We start from the raw sequence: 21,909 nt of genomic DNA on the forward strand, positions 1-21,909 counted from the left end.
GGGGTCTAAAACAGAAAGATAAATGAATTATTTATCTTTAGTTTATTTTTTTCGAAAAAGCACTTGATACTTATCTGAAAGTTTTGTATAATCTAAAACTGAGAGGTGATTCATATGTCAGAAATAAGAGAAAATCAGTTAACATCAAAAGGTATGAAAACAAGGCAGAAGATTTTAGATACTGCAGAAGAGATTATCGGTGAAAAGGGTTATTTTGAAGCATCCATCGTTGAAATTACTGTAAAGGCTGGTGTGGCACAAGGTACTTTTTATAATTACTTTCCTACAAAAAAGTCAGTATATGATGAATTGGTATATCAATTGAGTTCAAGTTTTCGACATCAGATTAAATTAGCAATGGAAGGAAAAAAAACATTTGAAGAAAAACAGCGGGCCGGCTTTCTCGCATTTTTCGAATGGGTAATTAATCATCGTAATTTGTACAGTATTGTACAGCAGTCGGTATTAGTGGATAAGAATCTATATCGTTGGTATTACGAGAAGATTGCAGATGGATTTATTAAATCAGTCGAGGAAGCTGTAGATAGTCATGAATGTAAAGCTTTGCACCCAGAGACGATTGCTTATTGCTTAATGGGGATTGGTCAATTTATCGGTATGCGCTGGGTTCTTTGGGAAGAGAGATTAGTCCCTGATGAAGTATTAGATGAGGTTATGGAGGTAATCTTTAATGGTCTGAAACGACAGGAGGTAAAATAATTGGAACCTATTTCCTACTGGATTCATAAACGAGCTTTTATAACACCTGAACGTACCGCATTAATCAGTGACAAAAACAAGTATACGTACAAAGAGCTTTCGGAAAGAATTGAATTGATGGCTGCTTTGCTTCAGAAGAAATATCTCCTTCAAAAAGGAGATCGAATAGCTATCCTTTCCAATAATCGTGAAGAGTATCTGATTTCCTATTTCGCCATTGCTCAGCTTGGGTTGATTGCAGTGCCATTAAATATTCGGCTGACTGCCCAGGAATTAACATTTCAAATAAACGATAGTGGAACCAAAACAATCATTTACGAGGAGGAAACAGCTGATTTATATGATGCCATTTGTAATCATATAAAATTTGAAAACGCTTTCCGTTTTGGGGATGAAGAAAGCATACTAGATACAACAGTAAAACAGGTAAACATAGATGCTGCAAATGATCCCTTCATCATATGCTATACATCTGGAACGACAGGGAGACCAAAAGGAGCTGTGTTAACCCAGGAGAATATGTTTTGGAATGCGATTAATTGTCAGTATGCAATAGACATTACGTCTAAGGATAAAGTAATCGTCCTTCTGCCTTTATTTCATATCGGTGGAATTGGGTTATTTGCATTTCCGACATTACTTATCGGCGGTACAGTTATTATTCCTGGAAAATTTGATCCTGGTAACACAATCCAAACAATTGAAGAAATGGCTGTAACAATCGTAATGGGAGTGCCTACGATACATGACGCTATCCGTAAACATCACTTATTTGAAACTGCAAATTTCTCATCTGTACGGTGGTTTTACAGTGGTGGAGCTCCGTGCCCGAAAGAACTTCTAAACGCTTATTTAGAAAGGGAGTTGCCTTTTGGACAGGGTATGGGAATGACGGAAACTGCACCAACGATTTTTATGCTTTCCAGGGAAGATTACCAATCTAAAGTGGGCTCTATAGGAAAGCCGGCCATGTTTTGTGACATTTTAATTGTAGATGATGAAGGTAATCAAGTTAAAAATGGAGAAATCGGTGAACTTCTCATAAAAGGTCCGAATGTCATGAAGGAGTATTGGGGATTGCCAGAGCAAACAAAGGAAGCGATAAGGGAAGGATGGTTTTATTCAGGTGATTTGATGAGACAAGATGAGGAAGGATTTATTTATGTAGCTGGAAGGAAAAAGGACATGGTTATTTCTGGTGGGGAAAATATTTATCCATTGGAAGTAGAACAGGTAATTAATGAATTGCCACAAGTCAATGAAGTTGCGGTAATTGGAGTAGAAGATGAAAAATGGGGGGAGGTTCCAATTGCTTTTGTCTCCTTAAATAATGGTGAAATGATAAGCGAAAAGGAAATTAAATCCTATTGCCTCATGAAACTAGCCAAATACAAAGTACCTAAAAAGGTAATTGTAATGGAGGATATTCCTAAAAATGCAACAGGGAAAATTGATAAGAAAGAATTAAATAAGAATTTACTTTCGAGGTGATATCGTTATGAACTTTGCAATTGGAGATTCAGCGAGTTTTTCAAGAACCGTAACGGAAACAGATTTTGTAATATTTGCAGGATTAAGTGGTGATTATAATCCCATTCATGTTGACAAGGAATATGCCAAAAATACATTTTTTCGTGAGCGCATCAGCCATGGATTACTTACAGCGAGTTTCCTGTCCAGATTATTGGGGATGCATATTCCGGGACCAGGTTCAATCTATGTATCGCAAACCTTGCAATTTACGAAGCCTGTTTATATAGGTGACACGATAACCGCTCGTGCAGAAGTGACCCGGTTGGATGAGGATAACAGATTAATAACGTTAAAAACAACTTGTAAAAATCAAAATGGGAGTATTGTCCTAGATGGTGAAGGAGTAATGAAACTGCCGAAGAAGGAGCGAGACAAATGATTGGGATTGAAGCAACCAGTATTTATGAACCTGAAGGGAAAGAAACTGCAGCAGAACTATCATATAAAACTACCATTCCAGAACAGGTAATTATAGAGAAGTTTGGGCTATGTGAAAAAAGAATAGCGCCAGAACATATGCATACATCGGATTTAGCGATAGCTGCAGGGAAAAAGATTCTCGAAAATATAGATCCGAAAACAATAGATGTTGTTATTTATTTTGGGAGTCCTTTCAAAGATTATCAGATTTGGACGGCATCATCAAAAATACAACATGAACTGGGAACGAGCAATGCGTATGCCTTTGAGCTGATGAATGTTAGTTCATGTTTTCCAATAGCTGTTAAAGTTGCAAAGGATATGCTTTATTCTGATGAAAATATCAACAATATTTTGCTTGTAGGTGGAACGAAGGAATCAATGACCATCAACTATGACAATCCTCGTTCAAGGTTCATGTTTAATTTTGCCGATGGTGGAGCAGCAGCATTGGTAACAAAGAATGCGACAAAGAGCGAAATTCTTGCTTCGTCGATAATTACAGACGGTTCATTCAGTAAAGACGTACTTGTTCCGGGAGGTGGTTCGGTAAATCCAGTAAGCTTAGAAGTAGTTCAGCAAAAAATGCACTATATTGATGTACCAAACCCAGCCAGTATGAAAGAGCGCTTGGACCCTGTATCGATTCCTAATTTTACGAATGTCATTAAACAATCAATAGAGAGAAGTGGGCTGACATTGGAGGACTTAAAGGTGCTTTTACCACTCCATACGAAGAAATCCATGTTTAAGGAAATGCTTGATCATGTGGGATTGAGAGAGGAACAAGCCATTTACCTAACCCATCATGGGCATATGTCTGCTCTTGATCCATGCTACGGTTTATACCTGGCAGAGGAACGTGGTTTACTGAAAAAAGGGGATATTGCAGTCATGGTTTCTGCTGGAACCGGTTATACATGGGCAGCAACTGCACTACGGTGGTTCGGTTGAAGAACATGTTTGTAACTATCCTGTAACTTGCTCTTTTTATGATAGTAGTATGTAAAATGATTAATTCTAAGGGGGAAAAGAAATGAAGGTCAAACGAATATGGTCCATCTTGATAGTTGTGTTGTTTATTGGTATTTTGGCAGCCTGTAATGATAGTGATGATGCTTCAGGCAGTTCCGGAAGTTCGGAAGGTTCAACAGAAGGTACATCGGAAGGTTCATCTGAAGATGCAGCAGGGGAGGATACACAGGAAACAATTAAAATTGGTGTACTGGCTTCATTGACAGGTGCATTGGAAGCATACGGGGATCAGACAAAAAAGGGGTTTGAATTAGGACTCGATTATGCTACAGATGGAACAATGGAGGTAGCCGGAAAGAAAATTGAAGTGTTCTTTGAAGATACAGAAACGGATCCCACAGTTGCGCGGCAGAAAGCAATTGGTCTTTTAGAAGATCAGGAAGTCGACTTTCTCGTAGGTTCATCCAGTTCTGGCGATACGTTGGCAGTAACACCTTTGGCTGAAGAATACGAGAAAATTATGGTTGTAGAACCAGCGGCAGCTGACAGTATTACGGGATCTGAATACAATGACTACATTTTCCGGACAGCAAGGAACTCAGCACAAGATGCAGTGGCAGCAGCAGCGTCTATTGCAGGGGAAGGTGTCAAAATTGCAACACTTGCACCTGATTATTCGTTTGGACATGATGGTGTAGCAGCATTTGTGGCAGCAGCAGAAAACTTAGGAGCAGATATTGTCCATGAGGAATATGCGGATCAGGCTGCAACCGATTTCACAGCAAACATCCAAAAAATAATCGAATCAGATCCAGATTACTTATATGTCGTTTGGGCTGGAGCGAACTCACCTTGGAATCAGATTTCTGATATGAGATTGCAGGAACAAGGTATCTCAATTACAACAGGTGCTCCGGATATTGCAGCACTTGCTACGATGAGCCAGTTAGTAGGTATGGAAGGATTTACTCTTTATTATCATACATTGCCTGATAATGAAGTGAATGATTGGTTGGTTAAGGAACATGCAGAACGTTTCGATGGGGCTGTTCCTGATTTATTTACACCAGGCGGAATGAGTGCAGCTATCTCAATTGTGGAAGCGCTTAAACAAAATGATGGAGATGCAGATTCGGCCACTTTGATTGATATCATGGAAGGAATGAGCTTTGAGACACCTAAAGGTACGATGACTTTCCGACCAGAAGATCATCAGGCGTTGCAGGAAATGTACTCCATCACATTGGAAGAAAGTGATGATGTTGATTATCCAGTACCAGTATTGAATCGAGTACTGACACCGGAAGAAACAGCACCACCAATAATGAATCAGTAACAATTGATTTGGAACATTGCCCTTACCCCTAGTGAAGGTAAGGGTATGTTCTCTATCACGTTTTAGAGGAGGAGAATGATGGAAGCAATTTTGGAGACAAAAGACTTATCGATCGCGTTTGGTGGACATGTGGCTGTGGATTCCGTGTCTGTTCAAATAAGCGAAAAGAAATTTACCTCTATTATTGGTCCGAATGGGGCCGGCAAGACAACTTTCTTTAATCTGCTGAGTGGACAATTATCTCCAACAAAGGGTTCTGTTTATTTTAAGGGCCAGGATATCACGAAGCTTCGCACTACTGATAGAACACGAATAGGCATAGGAAGATCATTTCAAATTACGAATGTATTTCCTAATTTAACAGTGCTGGAAAATGTTCGATTGGCAGTGCAGTCACAAGCAAAGGTTCGTTATCAGATGATTGCTCATTTTCTCCATTATAAGCGATTCGAACAGAAGGCACATGAACTCCTTGAAAGGGTTTATTTAAACGACAAGGCAAGCTCGATCGCTGTCAATTTGGCCCATGGTGAAAAGAGGAAGCTGGAGATTGCCATGTTGCTCGCGCTGGAAACCGAGCTGTTGCTGCTGGATGAACCGACAGCAGGGATGTCGCTAGAAGAAGTTCCAGCAATCATCGAAGTAATTAAAGAAATTAAGAGGCAGGAAGATCGTACCATTGTTCTTATTGAGCACAAAATGGATATGATTATGGACATGTCGGATGAGGTCCTTGTCTTATTCCATGGTGAGTTGATTGCTCAAGGTACTCCTGAAGAAATTGTTGAAAACGAGACAGTTCAGTCGGCATACTTAGGAGGTAGTTACAATGAGCAACAGCTTACTTAAATTAGACCAGGTGGAAGCATATATCCAGAAGTTTCATATTTTACAAGGTGTCTCCTTTGACGTAAAAAGAGGTGGAGTGACTGTGTTGCTTGGCAGGAACGGTGCTGGTAAGACAACGACATTGCGGACAATTATGGGTCTGAATCAAGTCAGTAAAGGTACGATAACTTATAACGATGAAAATATTGGAAACTTGCCCACTCATCAAATAGCAAATAAAGGGATTGGGTATGTACCCGAAGACCAAGGCATCTTTAGTGATCTAACAGTTGGTGAGAATATGAGAGTTGCAATGAAGAAAGAGGACGAAGGAACAACAAAGCGGATGGAATGGGTACTTGAATTATTTCCTGATCTGAAAAAGTTTTGGAAAAAGCCTGGTGGAGCATTGAGTGGCGGGCAAAAACAAATGCTCGCTATTGCGCGGGCATATGTGAATGAAAATGAACTGCTACTTATCGATGAGCCTAGTAAAGGGCTAGCCCCCATCATTGTAGACAAAGTTACCGAATCCATTGAACAAATGAAAGAAGATACGACGATTCTGCTTGTTGAGCAGAACTTTATGATGGCAAGTAAAATAGGTAATCAATTTTTTATTATTGATGATGGAAAAACCGTGCATGAAGGTCAAATGGAAGAATTGAAGCAAGACAAACTCTTAATGAAAAAATATCTAGGCATTGCTTAGGGAAGGGGGATGCATATATGGATTTGATCATTAGTTTAACCGTGAATGGACTTGCGACGGGTATGTTGATTTTCCTTCTTGCAGCAGGTTTGACATTAATATTTGGTTTGATGAGTGTATTGAACTTTGCGCATGGTGGGTTATTTATATGGGGAGCATACACGGGTGTATGGAGCTTTCAAATGACTGGCAGTTTCATAGTGGGAATTATTGTTGCAATCATTACCGGTTTATTGCTTGGCCTCGTGACCGAAAGACTGATTATACGACCAGTTTATGGGAATCATATTCAGCAGATTTTGATTACGCTCGGTTTTATGCTCGTTATGCAGGAGTTTATAAAAGTTGTATTCGGCCCTGATCAGAAGGCTGTTTTCCCTCCTGAAATTTTACAGGGAAGTTTCTTAGTCGGTGATATCGTACTTATCAAATACAGACTGTTTATCATTGCAGTAGGATTACTTATTTTTATCGTTTCATCACTTATTTTGAAACGCACACGAGTTGGATTAATTGTTCGGGCAGGAGTGATGAACAAAGAAATGGTTCAATCCCTCGGTATCAATATAAAACTTGTATTCATGCTTGTTTTTATGGTTGGGGCTGCTATGGCTGCATTAAGCGGAATAATGCATGCCGTATATTCGGGTGTTATTTATGCCGAAATGGGTCTGGAATTTTCCATACTTGCTTTTATTGTCGTAGTTATTGGTGGAATGGGCAGTTTCTCGGGATCTCTTTTTGCAGCAATTCTAGTAGGATTGGCACAGGCATTCATGGCTTATTATGTTCCAGCACTTTCGCTAGCTGTAAATATGCTGTTAATGACTGTTGTTCTGATTTTCAGACCGCAAGGATTATTCGGAAAGGGGTGAGGATAATTGAATATTCGTAATGTGGAGAAGAGTACCTGGATTTTTATCATCATCGGTTTATTGTTATTTATCGTTCCGTTTATCGTAACTGGACGGAGCATGCAATTTATTATTATACAAATATTCATTTTTGCGATCTTTGCAATGAGTTATGATATATTGCTAGGTTTCACAGGTATTATTTCATTTGGACATGTAATGTTTTTTGGAATTGGTGCGTATTCAACCGCTATTGTTATGGATCGCATGGATGCTACAGTGATGTCTTTTTTTATAGCAATATTGGTAGCTGTTGTTATTGCTTCCATCGTAAGTTTTATTGTAGGAGCATTAACACTCCGATTAAAAAGTCACTTCTATGCCATGCTGACCCTGGCACTTGCCGGACTATTTCTAGTAGCAGCTGAAAAGTGGCGTTCACTTACTGGCGGAAACGACGGATTTACGTTTGGGCTACCGGAAATATTGCGTGACTCTCATCATTTATACGTACTCTGTTTGGTTTCTTTAATCCTATTATTCTTCGGATTAAGACGCTTTACAAAATCCCCTTTTGGCAGGGTATTAATGGCAATACGCGAGAATGAAGCGCGGACAGAATCATTGGGGTATAAAGTACTGCATTACAAAGTTATCGCAAGTGTCGCAGCGGGGGTTGTTGCCAGTATTGCAGGAGTTTTATACGCGCTTTCCCTCCGATTTGTGAATACAGGTGTATTTGCTACGGATCTAACCATCGATGTGTTGCTGATGACGATTATTGGTGGAGTTGGCACGTTGGTAGGCCCGATATTGGGAGCTGGTCTTGTTGAACTTGCCCATCATTGGTTATCTGGTTTATCTGAAGTTCATTGGATATTTGAACGTTGGATCATTCTTTATGGAACGGTATATATTTTAGTTGTTATATTCTTTCCATTAGGAATAATTGGGACCCTCCAGTCTAAGTTTATGAATCGTCCCATAAAAGGATTACGGGAACATCGCAAAACGGCTGGGAAATAAAAGGATGTGAATGAATAATGGTTGCTATTGGAATTGTCAGTACGGGGGTTTATCTCCCTGAAAATCGAATGTCTTCCAATGAATTGGCTGGTCTTGCAGGACTTCCGGTTGACGTTGTCGAACAAAAGCTAGGTATAAAGGAAAAACCGATACCTTCAGAAGATGATCACACCGCCTATATGGGTGTTTGTGCTGCTAAGAAAGCGATTGAGAAAGCTAGAATTGAACCTGAAGAGATTGACCTCGTTATTTATATTGGCGAAGAACATAAAGAATATCCAATCTGGACAGCAGGGATAAAGTTACAGCACGATATTGGTGCAGTAAATGCATGGGCCTTTGATACAGCATTGCGATGCGGGACGACAATCATGGCACTAAAGTTGGCAAAAGATTTGATGATTGCTGATCAGGAAATAAAAACGGTGATTTTAGCTGGTGGATATCGTAATGGTGACTTTATCAATTATGATAACGCCAATACAAGGTTTATGTTCAACCTAGGGGCGGGTGGAGCTGCCATTATTCTTCAAAAGGGGCATACTGAAAATAAGCTATTACAAACACATCTGATTACAGACGGATCCTTTTCCGAAGATGTAATTGTGACTACCGGAGGCACGAAAAACCCGATTACAACAGAAACATTGGCAGCAGGTCTATACCAATTTGATGTTCCTAATCCAACTGGTATGAAGCTGCGACTGGATGAGAAGTCGATGGGTAATTTTATATTGTGTATTGAAAAGGCCTTAGAAAAAAGTGGATATAAGAAGGAAGATATCAATTATGTTGCCATGCTTCATATGAAACGGTCTGCACATCATTACGTACTTGATAAACTGGGTGTGAGCCACGATAAATCTATCTATCTCGAAAACTATGGACATATTGGCCAAATGGATCAAATTATTTCACTGGAACTTGCCGAACAGCAAGGAAAATTGAAAGATGGAGATATTGTGGTGCTTGTTTCTGCAGGCATTGGATATGCTTGGGGAGCTAATGTGATTAAGTGGGGTAAATAATAGGAGGTTCTGCAGAATGATAGAAGTAGCTTTAAAAAAAGTAACGTTATCCAATGGAGAGTCCATTGCTTACAGGGAGCGTGAAGGCGGCAAGGAGGTTGTTATACTCGTTCACGGGAATATGACATCCTCCGTTCACTGGGACTTAGTAATTGAAAATCTTTCACCAAATTATAAGGTATATGCGGTAGATTTGCGTGGGTTTGGTGAATCCAGCTATGAAAGCCCAATCGCCGCCATTAAAGATTTCTCCGACGATTTGAAACTTTATGTTGATGAATTGCAATTAAAAAATTTCGCTTTGGTCGGCTGGTCTTTGGGAGGAACGGTCTGTCAGCAATTTTGTGCTGATTACCCGTCTTACTGTAATCGGTTATTTTTACTCGCATCAGGGTCTTCCCGCGGATATCCTTTCTACCCATTAGGTGAGGATGGATTACCAGATATTAATAATCGTCCAAAAACATTAGATCAAATAATGGACGGTGATAAAACAAAAATGGTCCAAACGGCTTACGATACGCTGAATTATGACTTTTTAAAACAAGTATGGGATATGAGCATCTATGTGAATAACCAGCCAGATGAAGAAAGATATCAAAAATATTTGGAAGACATGACTACACAGCGTAATCTGGCAGAGTGCTATCATGCATTGAACACTTTTAATATTAGTGATGGCCATAATGGACTGGTAGCAGGTGAGAATAGAGTGAAAGATATCACTATTCCGGTCATGATTGCATGGGGTGAGCATGATATGGTCGTTACAAAACAAATGACAGACGAACTCATAGAAGATTTTGGTGATCAAGCTGTTAATAAAGAATTGCAAGGCTGCGGACATTCACCACTTATTGATGATTTGGAACAGTTACTGCAGACAATGGAGGATTTTTTAATGAAGGAACAAATGAAGGAGGGGAATCGTAAATGACCCGTTTGCAAAACAAAGTGGCGATTATAACAGGGGCAGCAAATGGAATCGGTCTCCAGGCTGCAAGAACGTTTGCAAAAGAAGGAGCAAAGGTGATCATTGCTGATTTTGATCTGTCAAAAGGTGAAGAGAGTGAAAAGGAATTATTAAAAGATGGATTTGAATGCAAGTTTATTCAAGTTAATGTAGCAAGTAAAGAAAGTGTGGACGGCTTGGTTGATCAAGTATTAGCGGAGTTTGGACGCATTGATGTGTTAGTAAATAATGCTGGAATAACAAGAGATGCGATGCTTTCGAAAATGACTGTAGAGCAATTTCAGCAAGTAATCGATGTGAATTTAACCGGTGTATTCAACTGTACAAAAGCAGTTCTGGCAACAATGGCTGAACAAGGAAAAGGAAAAATTATTAGTACTTCCAGTGTATCAGGGGTCTATGGAAATGTTGGTCAAACGAATTATGCAGCCGCAAAGGCAGGAATTATTGGTATGACAAAATCCTGGGCGAAGGAACTAGCTCGTAAAGGAATTAATGTAAATGCAGTAGTTCCGGGGTTTACAGAAACGAGTATGGTCGAAGGAGTACCTGACAAGGTGATTGACCAAATAAAGGAACAAATACCGATGCAAAGGCTCGGTCGTCCTGAAGACATAGCCAATGCATACTTATACCTTGCTTCTGATGAGTCCGATTATGTAAATGGGCATGCACTCCATGTCGATGGCGGTATAATGATGTAACACGAAGGATAGAGGCCAATTCCTGTAACTGGGAATTGGCTTCTTTTTTATTGGCTACTTTCTAGAAAATTGATGTTTTTGCTATAAAATCTATAACCTGCAATGTAACTGCTGGTTGATTTCCGCTACGGACAGTTGCGCATCCTTAGGGCACGGCTTCAGCCTCCTCGCGGAAGATCACCGCTGTGGGGTCTTCAGACACGTGCTGGGACTGTGTTTACTCGCCCTACCGAAAACATTTGTTCCCGCAGGAGTCAACTGTCCTCCGCTCCAATCAACTACCATAATAGTGGAAATCATTCTCTAATCAATAGTGTGGCTACTGTCATTCCACTATAAGACACCACCCTAGCTCTGGAAAATACACGGAGACTTCTGCGGGAGCAGAGGCATCGGTGAGACAGAGCAGCGCTTTAGCGCAAGTTGGATCACCAGCCGCCCGCGAAAAGCGCAGTGTATTTCCAAGAGCGGTCGCCGGAGCACCTTATGCAGTTTAAATTCAACTGCGAGATTATAAAGCAATATTCATTACGATAAACCTGGAAGTCAGTGCATGAAAGGAGATAGAGCGACAAGCATGGTACTGGTAGTGCTGATTTACAAACGATCCCAAAATTAAAATGTAACTTTGTTGTAACTATCACTTCATATACTTGATACAGATAAGTAAGCCAAAGTTTGGATGGACGGGGAGGAATCGGGAGAATGAAATTTGATATTAATTGGTTTGAAAGTCGGGTTAGTCTGACACCAAATAAAATAGCTATTATCGATTCAGATACAAATGATTCGTGGACATATGCCGAGCTTCATCGACGAGTTACTATAGTTGGAAATTATTTCTATTCAAAAGGAATCCGGAAAGGGGATCGGGTGGCGATACTCGCTCCAAATCATATAAGTTTTTTTGATTTCTTCTTTGCTGCCATGAAGATAGGTGCAATCTTTATCCCACTAAACTGGAGATTGGCTGATGCTGAACTTGAATACGTCATAAAAGACTGTAATCCAAAAATGATTGGGATTGATCCGTTATTTGTAGACAAAATAAAATCAATTGATACAATATCAGATTTGGTAATTATTGACCACAATGATTATTTGAACGATTTGCACTCTGAACCATTCACTATAGAGACGCAATTAAAAGAGGAAGATCCTTTAGCGATGATTTACACAGGAGGAACCACTGGCCGTCCAAAAGGTGCTGTCTTATCCCATCGCTCCATTTTGTGGAACGCTCTGAATACAACAATCAGCTGGAACTTGGATCAGGATGATACGACATTGACATGCTTACCGATGTTTCATACGGGTGGATTAAATGTATATTCTTTGCCCTTGTTACTAGTTGGTGGAAAGGTCGTACTCTCTTCTGAATTCGTTCCCAATAAAGCGGTCGAAGATCTGATTACATATAAATGTACCGTCGTATTATTTGTACCCACCATGTACCACATGATTATTCAGACTGATCTGTTTAAACAATCAAGTTTCCCAGATATGAAAGTTTTTGTATCCGGTGGGGCCCCGTGCCCACTCAAAATCTATCATGCTTTTTCTGAAAAAGGCCTTGCTTTTAAGGAAGGGTATGGTTTAACGGAAGCAGGTCCGAATAACTTTTATATCGATTCGAAAGATACAATAAGTAAACCAGGCTCTGTGGGAAAAGCAATGATCTTTAATGATATACAAATTATTGGAGAGGACGGTTTGATGGTGGATCCGGGGGAAGTCGGCGAGTTATTGACAAGAGGAAACCACGCATTTGAGTATTATTGGAATAAACCGGATGAGACAAAAGAAACAATTAAAGATGGATGGATCCATACTGGGGACCTTGCCAGAAAGGATGAAGAGGGATTTGTATACATTGTCGGTAGGAAGAAAGACATGATAATTACCGGCGGAGAAAATGTGTATCCGTTGGAAGTGGAACAATGGATTGAATCCCATCAAGCTGTTGATGAAGCAGCGGTCATTGGTTTACCTGATGAAAAATGGGGCGAGATTGTCGTGGCATTTGTTGTAACCAAAATAGAGATAACACCAAAGGAACTGGAATTGCATTGCAGCAAAAAGATAACCCGATACAAGGTTCCTAAGAAATTCATCGTTATAGAAGAACTGCCGAAAACCCATGTCGGTAAAATAAATAAAACTGCATTGAAGGAGAAATTCAGCAATGCTAAAGATAGCACAGTACCTTAATTGGAATTGTGCTTTTCTTTTTTTTACTGTTTAGATAAAGATTCTAATAAAATTTTGAAAACATAACAAAGTTAGTTAAAATGAGGTTCATCACAGTAAAACCCGAACATTAAACAAAAAATATTAATAAATCGTTCGCTGTTTTATTGATTTTTTGCTTTCGATTTGTTATGCTTAAGCCGACAAATAAATACGGTACCTCATATATTTGCTGAGAATATGGCTCAGAAGTTTCTACCCAGCACCGTAAATGCTGGACTATGAGGGAAGATGATTCGTTGCGCATGTGTAATGATCTATTTGGATGCGTCCGAAGTAGCTAAGTCTATTCATCTTCTCTCATAAGGAGAGAGACGAATAGACTTTTTTTACATCAAAAAGAGAATGATATAAATCAGATAGAGAAAGAGGGATTTGATGGCTCAGATTGGCGTTATTATGGGAAGTATCTCGGATTGGGAAACGATGGAGCATACATGTAACGTACTTGAGGAATTGAACATTTCTTATGAAAAAGATGTTATATCGGCACACCGTACACCTGACGAAATGTTTACTTATGCAAAATCAGCTCGTGAACGCGGGTTGAAGGTAATTATCGCAGGAGCTGGGGGAGCTGCACATCTGCCAGGTATGGTAGCATCACAGACAACATTGCCAGTCATTGGTGTTCCTGTCCAAAGTAAGGCATTGAATGGAATCGATTCGTTACTATCCATCGTACAGATGCCGGGAGGAGTTCCAACAGCCACCGTTGCAATTGGTAAAGCTGGAGCAATTAATGCTGGAATTCTTGCAGCACAAATAATTGGGACATTTGATAATACAACAGCAGCAAACCTTGAAGACTATCGAAAAAAAATGAAGTCAAAAGTTACAGAAATGAGGGAAGACCTTGCAGAAAAATAAAAGTATACTCCCACCTCAAACAATTGGAATTATTGGTGGAGGACAACTTGGCAGAATGATGGCAATTGCAGCAAGATATATGGGCTACAAGATTGCTGTCCTTGATCCGACACCAAATTGCCCAACTGCACAGGTAGCAGATATTCAGATCACAGCAGCTTATGATGATAGGAATGCAATTAAGGAACTAACAGAAATCAGTGATGTTGTCACCTATGAATTTGAAAATGTTGATCTTAAAGCTGCTGCTTATATAGAAGAAAAAGGTAAACTTCCACAAGGTGCTTATGCGCTTGAAATTACCCAAAACCGCGAAAAAGAAAAACAATTGATGAAGAAAGCAGGTCTTCCAATCCCTCCGTTTGCAGTCGTTGCTAACGCAGAGGAGTGTAGTGAAGCATTAAAAGAGTTTACACTTCCTGCAGTTATCAAAACATGCCGCGGAGGATATGATGGGAAAGGTCAGTTAAAGATTAATTGTGCAGAAGACATAGAACAAGCTTTACAATTTGCAGAGGCAAATGAACATTGCATTATAGAGCAATGGATAACTTTTGATAAAGAAATATCAGTTGTGTTTACAAGATCCTTAACAGGGAAAATCACCTATTTTCCAATCGCAGAAAATGAACATCGTGACCATATTTTGTATCAAACAACAGTACCGGCAACGATTAGCGAACTCATCGAAGAGAAGGCATATAAAGCAGCAGAATCACTAGCTGAAAAAATGGATATTGTTGGTACTTTTGCGATTGAAATGTTTGTTAAGGGAGAAGACATCTATTTGAATGAGATGGCTCCTAGACCGCATAACTCTGGTCATTACACGATAGAAGCATGCAATATTTCTCAATTTACTCAGCACATCCGGGCAATCTGTGGCTTACCATTAACAGATATAAAGCTGCTGATGCCAACAGTAATGGTAAATGTTCTCGGTGAGGATCTGGAAGGCACATTAAAAGCAATGGCTCAAACAGAAGATGGCTTTATCCATTTATATGGAAAAGCAGAACCGAAAGCGAAGCGGAAAATGGGACATATCACATTTGTCGCCGAACATGAAGAAGCATTAAAAAAACAGATAGTGAACTTCAAGGAGGCAACACAATGATAGAACGTTACACAAGAGAAGAAATGGGAAATATTTGGACAGAAGAAAATAAATTTAAAGCTTGGCTTGAAGTTGAAATTCTTGCTTGTGAAGCATGGAGTGAACTAGGAGTAATACCGAAAGAAGATGTTAAGAAAATAAGAGAACATGCATCTTTTGATATGAACCGTATTTATGAAATAGAAGAAGAAACACGTCATGATGTGGTTGCCTTCACACGAGCAGTTTCCGAAACACTTGGTGAAGAACGTAAATGGATTCATTACGGATTAACTTCCACAGACGTAGTTGACACGGCACTATCCTATTTAATTAAACAGGCAAATGAAATTATCAGCAAAGACTTGCATAACTTCATCGAAATATTGAAAGACAAGGCTATTGAGCATAAACATACGGTAATGATGGGACGTACACACGGTGTCCACGCTGAACCGACCACTTTTGGTCTGAAGATGGCACTCTGGTATGAAGAAATGAAACGTAACCTGGAACGTTTTGAAGCGGCTGCCGAAACGATTGAATTTGGTAAAATGTCCGGCGCAGTAGGAACTTACGCTAATATTGATCCATTTATCGAGCAGTACGTTTGTGAAAAGCTGGGTACAACTCCAGCACCAGTATCAACACAGACATTACAGCGTGACCGTCATGCAGCCTACTTCTCAACGCTTGCTTTAATTGCTACTTCTGTCGAAAAATTTGCTACAGAAATTCGCGGTTTGCAAAAGACAGAAACACGTGAAGTGGAAGAACGCTTTGCAAAAGGTCAAAAAGGATCTTCAGCTATGCCACATAAACGTAATCCAATCGGTTCTGAAAACATGACGGGAATGGCACGTGTGATCCGTGGCTATATGCTGACTTCCTATGAGAATGTATCCTTGTGGCATGAACGTGACATTTCGCATTCATCAGCTGAAAGAGTCATTTTACCAGATGCGACAATCGCTTTGAACTATATGCTTAACCGCTTCGGAAACATTGTTAAAAACTTAACTGTATTTCCTGAAAATATGAAACGCAACATCGATAAAACACATGGTGTTATTTTCTCCCAGCGTGTTTTGCTTAAGTTAATTGATAAAGGAATGGCACGTGAAGCTGCCTATGATATCGTACAGCCGAAAGCAATGCAGGCATGGGAAACGGCAACCCATTTCAAACAGCTTGTCGAAGCAGATGAAATAATCGCAGGAAAAATTACCCAAGAAGAAATCGATGATTGCTTTGATTACACCTATCATTTGAAAAATGTGGATGTTATTTTCGGAAGAATTGGGTTGTAGAGAGGGGTAAAAAGGATGAAAGCAGAGCTTCTTTATGAAGGAAAAGCGAAGCAAGTTTATCAAGCACAAGGAGAGTCTGGAAAACTTGTTTTATCTTATAAAAATGACGCTACCGCTTTCAATGGGGGAAAGAAAGACTCCTTTGAAGGGAAAGGCAGATTAAATAATGAAATTTCATCACTTATCTTTAACGAACTTCATGCTAAAGGAATTGAAACCCATTTTATTGAACGGTTAAATGAGACAGAACAACTGGTCACCCAAACGGAAATTATTCCATTAGAAGTCGTTGTGCGTAACATTGCTGCCGGCAGCATTCCGAAACGATTGGGAATTGAAGAGAAAACCCCTTTTGAGAAACCGATGATTGAGTTTTTCTACAAAAATGATGAGCTCGGTGATCCGCTGATCAATGATGAACATGCATTGTACTTATCCAATGTAACCGAAGCAGAAATAAAAGAAATCAAAGAATTGGCACGTAAAATCAATACACATCTAATTGATATCTTTCGTTCAATAAATATTTCATTAGTAGATTTTAAGCTTGAGTTTGGGCGCAAATCAGGCGGAACAATCATACTTGCTGATGAAGTTTCCCCGGATACATGCCGATTATGGGATAGGACAACAGGAGAAAATTTGGATAAAGATGTTTTCCGTAAAGGTACTGGCGATTTAATTGAAGTATATGAGGAAATTTTAAAAAGGCTGGAGGCTAAAGCATGAGAAAGGTAACTGTCTATATTACATTAAAGCAAGGTGTTCTTGATCCACAAGGTAAAGCAATCCAGGAATCACTTAACTCCCTAGGGTATAACGAAATTGAAGATGCAAGAGTTGGTAAATATATTGAATTAAAGGTGGAAGATGGGCCTGCTCTTGAAGCGCGTGTTACCGAAATGTGTGACAAGTTGCTTGCAAACCCTGTTATTGAAGATTACCGCTTTGATGTGGAGGAGGCTTGGGGCTTGTGAAATTCGCTGTAGTTGTTTTTCCAGGATCAAATTGTGACCGTGATATGTACCATGCAGTAAAAGAAGTACTGCAAGCTGAAGCTGATCTTGTATGGTATGAGGATAGTAATTTAGAGAACTACGATGGAATTCTCGTTCCAGGTGGATTCTCCTATGGTGATTACTTGCGTTCAGGAGCAGTTGCTTCTACATCAAATGTCATGAAGCAAATAAAAGCACATGCGGCAAAAGGTAAACCTGTCCTTGGTGTTTGTAATGGATTTCAGATTTTGACGGAAGCTGGACTATTACCGGGAGCTCTCATGCGAAATAAAAAACTTTCATTTATGTGCCATCAGGAAGAACTGATTGTCGAAAATGCGAATACGTCATTTACTTCTGGTTATGAAAAAAGGGAAGTGGTTCGCTTCCCGATTGCTCATGGCGAAGGAAATTATTTCTGCGATGAAGAAACGTTATCAGAATTGAAGGCTAATAATCAAATCGTATTTACCTATAAGAATAACCCGAATGGATCTGTTGAAGATATTGCAGGCATTATCAATAAAGAAGGAAATGTACTTGGCATGATGCCACATCCGGAGCGTGCCGTGGAAGAATTATTAGGTAGCGCGGATGGACTACGATTATTCAAGTCTATGGTTCAAAATTGGAGGGACACCTATGCAACAAACGCATGATATCAGCCCAGAGCAAATAGAACGTGATAAATTATATCGTGAGATGGGTCTCAGTGATCAGGAATTTGAGATGGTTAAAGGCATTATGAACAGGCTTCCCAATTTCACGGAGACAGGAATCTTCTCTGTTATGTGGTCAGAGCATTGTAGCTACAAGACTTCCAAACCATTGCTTAGAAAATTTCCGACGAAAGCGCCGCATGTCCTTCAAGGTCCTGGTGAAGGTGCTGGTATTATCGACATTGGTGATAATCAGGCAGTTGTGTTTAAGGTGGAAAGTCATAATCATCCATCTGCTGTGGAACCCTATCAAGGTGCTGCAACAGGTGTTGGGGGAATCATTCGTGACGTTTTTTCCATGGGTGCGCGTCCAATCGCATCGATGAACTCACTTCGTTTTGGTAATTTAACAACCGATCGTACGAAATATCTGTTTTCGGAAGTTGTTAGCGGGATTGCAGGATATGGAAACTGTGTCGGTGTTCCAACAGTCGGAGGAGAAGTACAATTTGATGACAGCTATGAAGATAATCCGCTTGTGAATGCGATGAGTGTTGGATTAATTAATCATGATGAAATCCAAAAAGGAATTGCATCTGGAATTGGAAATACAATTCTCTATGCGGGTCCTCCAACAGGACGAGATGGGATTCATGGTGCCACATTTGCTTCTGATGACTTAGGAGAAGATGCTGCGAAAGATCGCCCTGCCGTACAAGTTGGTGACCCATTTATGGAAAAACTGCTTATTGAAGCTTGTTTGGAAGTAATTCATTCGGATGCATTAGTTGGTATGCAAGATATGGGTGCTGCCGGTCTTACTTCCTCTGCCAGTGAAATGGCGAGCAAAGCTGGAACCGGTATGGAAATGAATTTGGATCTTGTTCCACAACGCGAACAGAACATGACAGCATATGAAATGATGCTCTCCGAATCTCAAGAGCGCATGTTACTTTGTGTCAAACGTGGTCGTGAACAAGAAATTATCGATATATTTGAAAAATATGGATTGAAGGCAGTGCCAGTTGGTGAAGTAATTGAGGAGAAAGTATTCCGTATTAAACATCTGGGAGAAGTGGTTGCAGATATTCCGGTTGATTCGCTTGCAGATGATGCGCCAGTATACAATATGCCATCGCAAGAAGCAGCATATTTTAAAGAATTCCAAAAGATGGAAAGCGAAATCCCGAAAGTAGACAATCCAGCGGAAATGCTTAAAACGTTATTACAACAACCGACTATCGCAAGCAAAGAGTGGGTGTATGACCAATATGATTCGATGGTACAGACGAACACCGTTGTAACACCCGGATCTGACGCAGCCGTTGTCCGTATCAAAGGAAAAGACAAGGCACTTGCAATTACGACAGATTGTAATTCCCGTTATATTTATTTGGACCCGGAAACAGGAGGGAAAATTGCTGTAGCAGAAGCGGCACGTAATATTGTCTGCTCAGGAGCTAGACCACTTGGGTTAACAGATGGTTTAAACTTTGGTAATCCAACAAATCCGGAAGTATTCTGGCAAATGGAGAAAAGTGTGGAAGGTATGAGCCAGGCCTGTGAGCGTTTAGGAACCCCAGTAATTAGCGGAAATGTTTCCTTATACAATCAGTCAAAGGGAAAATCAATTTTCCCTACACCCGTAGTTGGTATGGTTGGGCTTCATGAATCATTGGAACATATCACGCCAAGCTATTTCCAAAACGCTGGAAATGCAATCTACGTCATTGGTAAAGCAGAAGTTGAATTCGGTGGTAGCGAGCTTCAAAACGTAATTCAAGGTAAATATGAAGGTAAAGCACCGAAAATCGATTTAAATATGGAAGCAACAAGACAAAAGCAATTGTTGGAAGCAATCCAATCCGGATTAATAGAATCCGCACATGACGTAGCAGAAGGCGGACTTGCAGTTGCTTTGGCTGAGAGTGTGTTTACAGATAATGGGCTAGGTGCTGATGTAACACTTAACGGTGAAGCAACAACTGAACTATTCAGTGAAACCCAGTCAAGATTTCTCATTACTGTTAAAGAAGAACATCAATTATTGGTTGAAAGTAAAATTCAGGATGCGTTCCAGATTGGTACTGTTACGGAGGATGGAACGTTGCGCATATCCGCTGACAACAGCCCAATTATCGAAGAAGATGTTAAACAACTCGAGAAATTATGGAGGGGAGCTATCCCATGCTTGCTGAAATCAAAGGCATAAACGAAGAATGTGGTGTATTTGGTATATGGGGACATGAGAAGGCAGCCGAATTAACGTATTATGGATTACATTCCATGCAGCACCGTGGCCAGGAAGGTGCTGGGATTGTTGTTAGTGACGGTAAGGAACTGAAAGCACATAAAGGGTTAGGGCTTGTTAATGATGTGTTTAAGCATGCTAAATTTGATGATCTCGCCGGTCAATCCGCAGTCGGACATGTTCGATATACGACACAAGGCGGTCGCGGGATTGAAAACGTTCAACCTTTATTATTCCAATCCCAAAGCGGTGGGCTGGCGTTAGCGCATAATGGAAACCTCATGAATGCACATAAGCTTCGCGGAGAACTTGAAGAGCAAGGGAGTATATTACAAACCTCATCGGATACAGAAGTGCTTGCACATCTAATCAAACGCAGTGGTAACAAAACGAATGAAGAAACGATTGCTAATGCGCTAAATCAAGTTGTCGGTGCTTACGCTTATCTCATTATGAAAGAAGATAAAATGTATGCAGCCCTTGATCCAGCCGGCATACGTCCATTATCAATTGGTAGACTTGGTGATGCTTATGTCGTTGCTTCTGAGACTTGTGCATTTGATCAAATAGGTGCGACATTTGAACGCGAAGTTTTGCCGGGCGAACTGGTAACAATTAGTGATGAGGGTATCAAATCAACTAGATTTGCACCACGTAATGGCAGAAAAATGTGTGCAATGGAATATGTATATTTATCCAGACCAGACAGCAATGTAAATCATGTTAATGTTCATTCATCCCGAAAACGAATGGGGATCGAACTTGCTAAAGAATCACCGGTGGAAGCAGATATTGTAGTCGGGGTTCCTGATTCCAGTATTTCAGCTGCCATTGGTTATGCAGAAGAGAGCGGTCTGCCATACGAAATGGGAATCATTAAAAACCGCTATGTTGGAAGGACATTTATACAACCTTCTCAAGAACTGCGTGAACTTGGAGTGAAGCTGAAATTGTCTCCTGTACGTGGGATTGTAGAAGGCAAACGAATTGTCATGATTGATGATTCGATTGTACGTGGTACGACAAGCAGGCGAATTGTACAAATGTTAAAAGACGCAGGCGCATTAGAGGTTCATGTTCGAATTGCTTCACCTGCCATTAAGAACCCATGTTACTACGGGATTGATATGTCAACTCGAAAAGAACTGATCGGGGCCAATAATACACCAGAAGAAATAGGTGAAATTATAGGTGCAGACAGTGTTGCTTATTTATCGGAAACAGGATTGGAAGAAGCAATCGTAAAAGATAAAACAATCAATCAGGGAGTTTGTATGGCATGTATGACAGGAAATTATCCTGTGACGAAAGACGGAGAAACTGAAATCCAATATACTAAATGTTAATGGATAGGAGTGGGGACTAG

21 protein-coding genes and 1 riboswitch are annotated in these 21,909 nt (G+C 40.1%); all 21 genes read left to right on the forward strand.

Annotated elements, in window-relative coordinates; genetic code table 11:
- The first annotated feature begins 114 nt into the window (after positions 1 to 114).
- Positions 115 to 720, forward strand: a complete 606-nt coding sequence (locus ACFOUV_RS05620; RefSeq protein WP_379495807.1) for a TetR/AcrR family transcriptional regulator — start codon at positions 115 to 117, stop codon at positions 718 to 720.
- Entirely contained in the window at positions 721 to 2,211 is a 1,491-nt protein-coding gene (gene menE, locus ACFOUV_RS05625; RefSeq protein ID WP_379495808.1) for an o-succinylbenzoate--CoA ligase, read from the forward strand. It begins immediately after the preceding gene.
- A 7-nt stretch (positions 2,212 to 2,218) separates the two neighbouring features.
- A complete protein-coding gene (locus ACFOUV_RS05630; protein ID WP_379495809.1) occupies positions 2,219 to 2,632 on the forward strand; it encodes a MaoC family dehydratase in 414 nt (137 codons plus the stop codon).
- A complete protein-coding gene (locus ACFOUV_RS05635) occupies positions 2,629 to 3,627 on the forward strand; it encodes a 3-oxoacyl-ACP synthase (RefSeq protein WP_379495810.1) in 999 nt (332 codons plus the stop codon). The genes ACFOUV_RS05630 and ACFOUV_RS05635 overlap by 4 nt, the downstream gene beginning before the upstream one ends.
- 82 nt (positions 3,628 to 3,709) lie before the next feature.
- Positions 3,710 to 4,984: a substrate-binding domain-containing protein gene (locus ACFOUV_RS05640; RefSeq protein ID WP_379495811.1), complete on the forward strand. Its 1,275-nt coding sequence runs from the start codon at positions 3,710 to 3,712 to the stop codon at positions 4,982 to 4,984.
- A 78-nt stretch (positions 4,985 to 5,062) separates the two neighbouring features.
- Complete coding sequence (locus ACFOUV_RS05645) at positions 5,063 to 5,833, forward strand: ABC transporter ATP-binding protein (RefSeq protein ID WP_379495867.1); 771 nt, start codon at positions 5,063 to 5,065, stop codon at positions 5,831 to 5,833.
- Positions 5,814 to 6,524, forward strand: coding sequence for an ABC transporter ATP-binding protein (locus tag ACFOUV_RS05650; protein ID WP_379495812.1), 711 nt, complete (start codon positions 5,814 to 5,816; stop codon positions 6,522 to 6,524). The genes ACFOUV_RS05645 and ACFOUV_RS05650 overlap by 20 nt, the downstream gene beginning before the upstream one ends.
- A 17-nt stretch (positions 6,525 to 6,541) precedes the next feature.
- Entirely contained in the window at positions 6,542 to 7,399 is an 858-nt protein-coding gene (locus ACFOUV_RS05655; protein WP_379495813.1) for a branched-chain amino acid ABC transporter permease, read from the forward strand.
- Positions 7,400 to 7,405: 6 nt separating this feature from the next.
- Positions 7,406 to 8,404, forward strand: a complete 999-nt coding sequence (locus tag ACFOUV_RS05660; protein WP_379495814.1) for a branched-chain amino acid ABC transporter permease — start codon at positions 7,406 to 7,408, stop codon at positions 8,402 to 8,404.
- A gap of 17 nt (positions 8,405 to 8,421) precedes the next feature.
- Positions 8,422 to 9,432 carry a 3-oxoacyl-ACP synthase gene (locus ACFOUV_RS05665; RefSeq protein ID WP_379495815.1) on the forward strand — a complete coding sequence of 337 codons (1,011 nt, stop codon included), beginning with the start codon at positions 8,422 to 8,424 and terminating at the stop codon, positions 9,430 to 9,432.
- 16 nt (positions 9,433 to 9,448) lie between these two features.
- On the forward strand, positions 9,449 to 10,369 hold the full coding sequence (gene phaZ / locus ACFOUV_RS05670; RefSeq protein WP_379495816.1) for an intracellular short-chain-length polyhydroxyalkanoate depolymerase: 921 nt from the start codon (positions 9,449 to 9,451) through the stop codon (positions 10,367 to 10,369).
- Positions 10,366 to 11,109 carry a 3-oxoacyl-ACP reductase FabG gene (gene fabG, locus ACFOUV_RS05675; protein ID WP_379495817.1) on the forward strand — a complete coding sequence of 248 codons (744 nt, stop codon included), beginning with the start codon at positions 10,366 to 10,368 and terminating at the stop codon, positions 11,107 to 11,109. Before phaZ ends, fabG begins: the two co-directional genes overlap by 4 nt.
- A 705-nt stretch (positions 11,110 to 11,814) precedes the next feature.
- Positions 11,815 to 13,320 carry an acyl-CoA synthetase gene (locus ACFOUV_RS05680; protein ID WP_379495818.1) on the forward strand — a complete coding sequence of 502 codons (1,506 nt, stop codon included), beginning with the start codon at positions 11,815 to 11,817 and terminating at the stop codon, positions 13,318 to 13,320.
- A 180-nt stretch (positions 13,321 to 13,500) separates the two neighbouring features.
- Positions 13,501 to 13,601: riboswitch (purine riboswitch) on the forward strand.
- Positions 13,602 to 13,737: 136 nt separating this feature from the next.
- Positions 13,738 to 14,229 (forward strand): 5-(carboxyamino)imidazole ribonucleotide mutase, encoded by a 492-nt coding sequence (purE, locus tag ACFOUV_RS05685; RefSeq protein WP_379495819.1) that lies wholly within the window; start codon positions 13,738 to 13,740, stop codon positions 14,227 to 14,229.
- Entirely contained in the window at positions 14,216 to 15,346 is a 1,131-nt protein-coding gene (purK, locus tag ACFOUV_RS05690; RefSeq protein ID WP_379495820.1) for a 5-(carboxyamino)imidazole ribonucleotide synthase, read from the forward strand. The genes purE and purK overlap by 14 nt, the downstream gene beginning before the upstream one ends.
- The gene (gene purB / locus ACFOUV_RS05695) at positions 15,343 to 16,635 is read left to right on the forward strand and encodes an adenylosuccinate lyase (protein ID WP_379495821.1); all 1,293 of its coding nucleotides are present in this window, start codon (positions 15,343 to 15,345) and stop codon (positions 16,633 to 16,635) included. The genes purK and purB overlap by 4 nt, the downstream gene beginning before the upstream one ends.
- A 15-nt stretch (positions 16,636 to 16,650) precedes the next feature.
- Complete coding sequence (gene purC, locus ACFOUV_RS05700) at positions 16,651 to 17,364, forward strand: phosphoribosylaminoimidazolesuccinocarboxamide synthase (protein ID WP_379495822.1); 714 nt, start codon at positions 16,651 to 16,653, stop codon at positions 17,362 to 17,364.
- Positions 17,361 to 17,612 (forward strand): phosphoribosylformylglycinamidine synthase subunit PurS, encoded by a 252-nt coding sequence (purS, locus tag ACFOUV_RS05705; protein WP_379495823.1) that lies wholly within the window; start codon positions 17,361 to 17,363, stop codon positions 17,610 to 17,612. The genes purC and purS overlap by 4 nt, the downstream gene beginning before the upstream one ends.
- Positions 17,609 to 18,292 (forward strand): phosphoribosylformylglycinamidine synthase subunit PurQ, encoded by a 684-nt coding sequence (gene purQ / locus ACFOUV_RS05710; protein ID WP_379495824.1) that lies wholly within the window; start codon positions 17,609 to 17,611, stop codon positions 18,290 to 18,292. The genes purS and purQ overlap by 4 nt, the downstream gene beginning before the upstream one ends.
- The gene (gene purL, locus ACFOUV_RS05715) at positions 18,276 to 20,504 is read left to right on the forward strand and encodes a phosphoribosylformylglycinamidine synthase subunit PurL (protein WP_379495825.1); all 2,229 of its coding nucleotides are present in this window, start codon (positions 18,276 to 18,278) and stop codon (positions 20,502 to 20,504) included. The genes purQ and purL overlap by 17 nt, the downstream gene beginning before the upstream one ends.
- Positions 20,480 to 21,889, forward strand: coding sequence for an amidophosphoribosyltransferase (purF, locus tag ACFOUV_RS05720; protein ID WP_379495826.1), 1,410 nt, complete (start codon positions 20,480 to 20,482; stop codon positions 21,887 to 21,889). Before purL ends, purF begins: the two co-directional genes overlap by 25 nt.
- Positions 21,890 to 21,909: the final 20 nt, after the last annotated feature.

The organism is Oceanobacillus longus (assembly GCF_042650085.1).
GTDB classification, from domain to species: Bacteria; Bacillota; Bacilli; order Bacillales; family Amphibacillaceae; genus Oceanobacillus; species Oceanobacillus longus.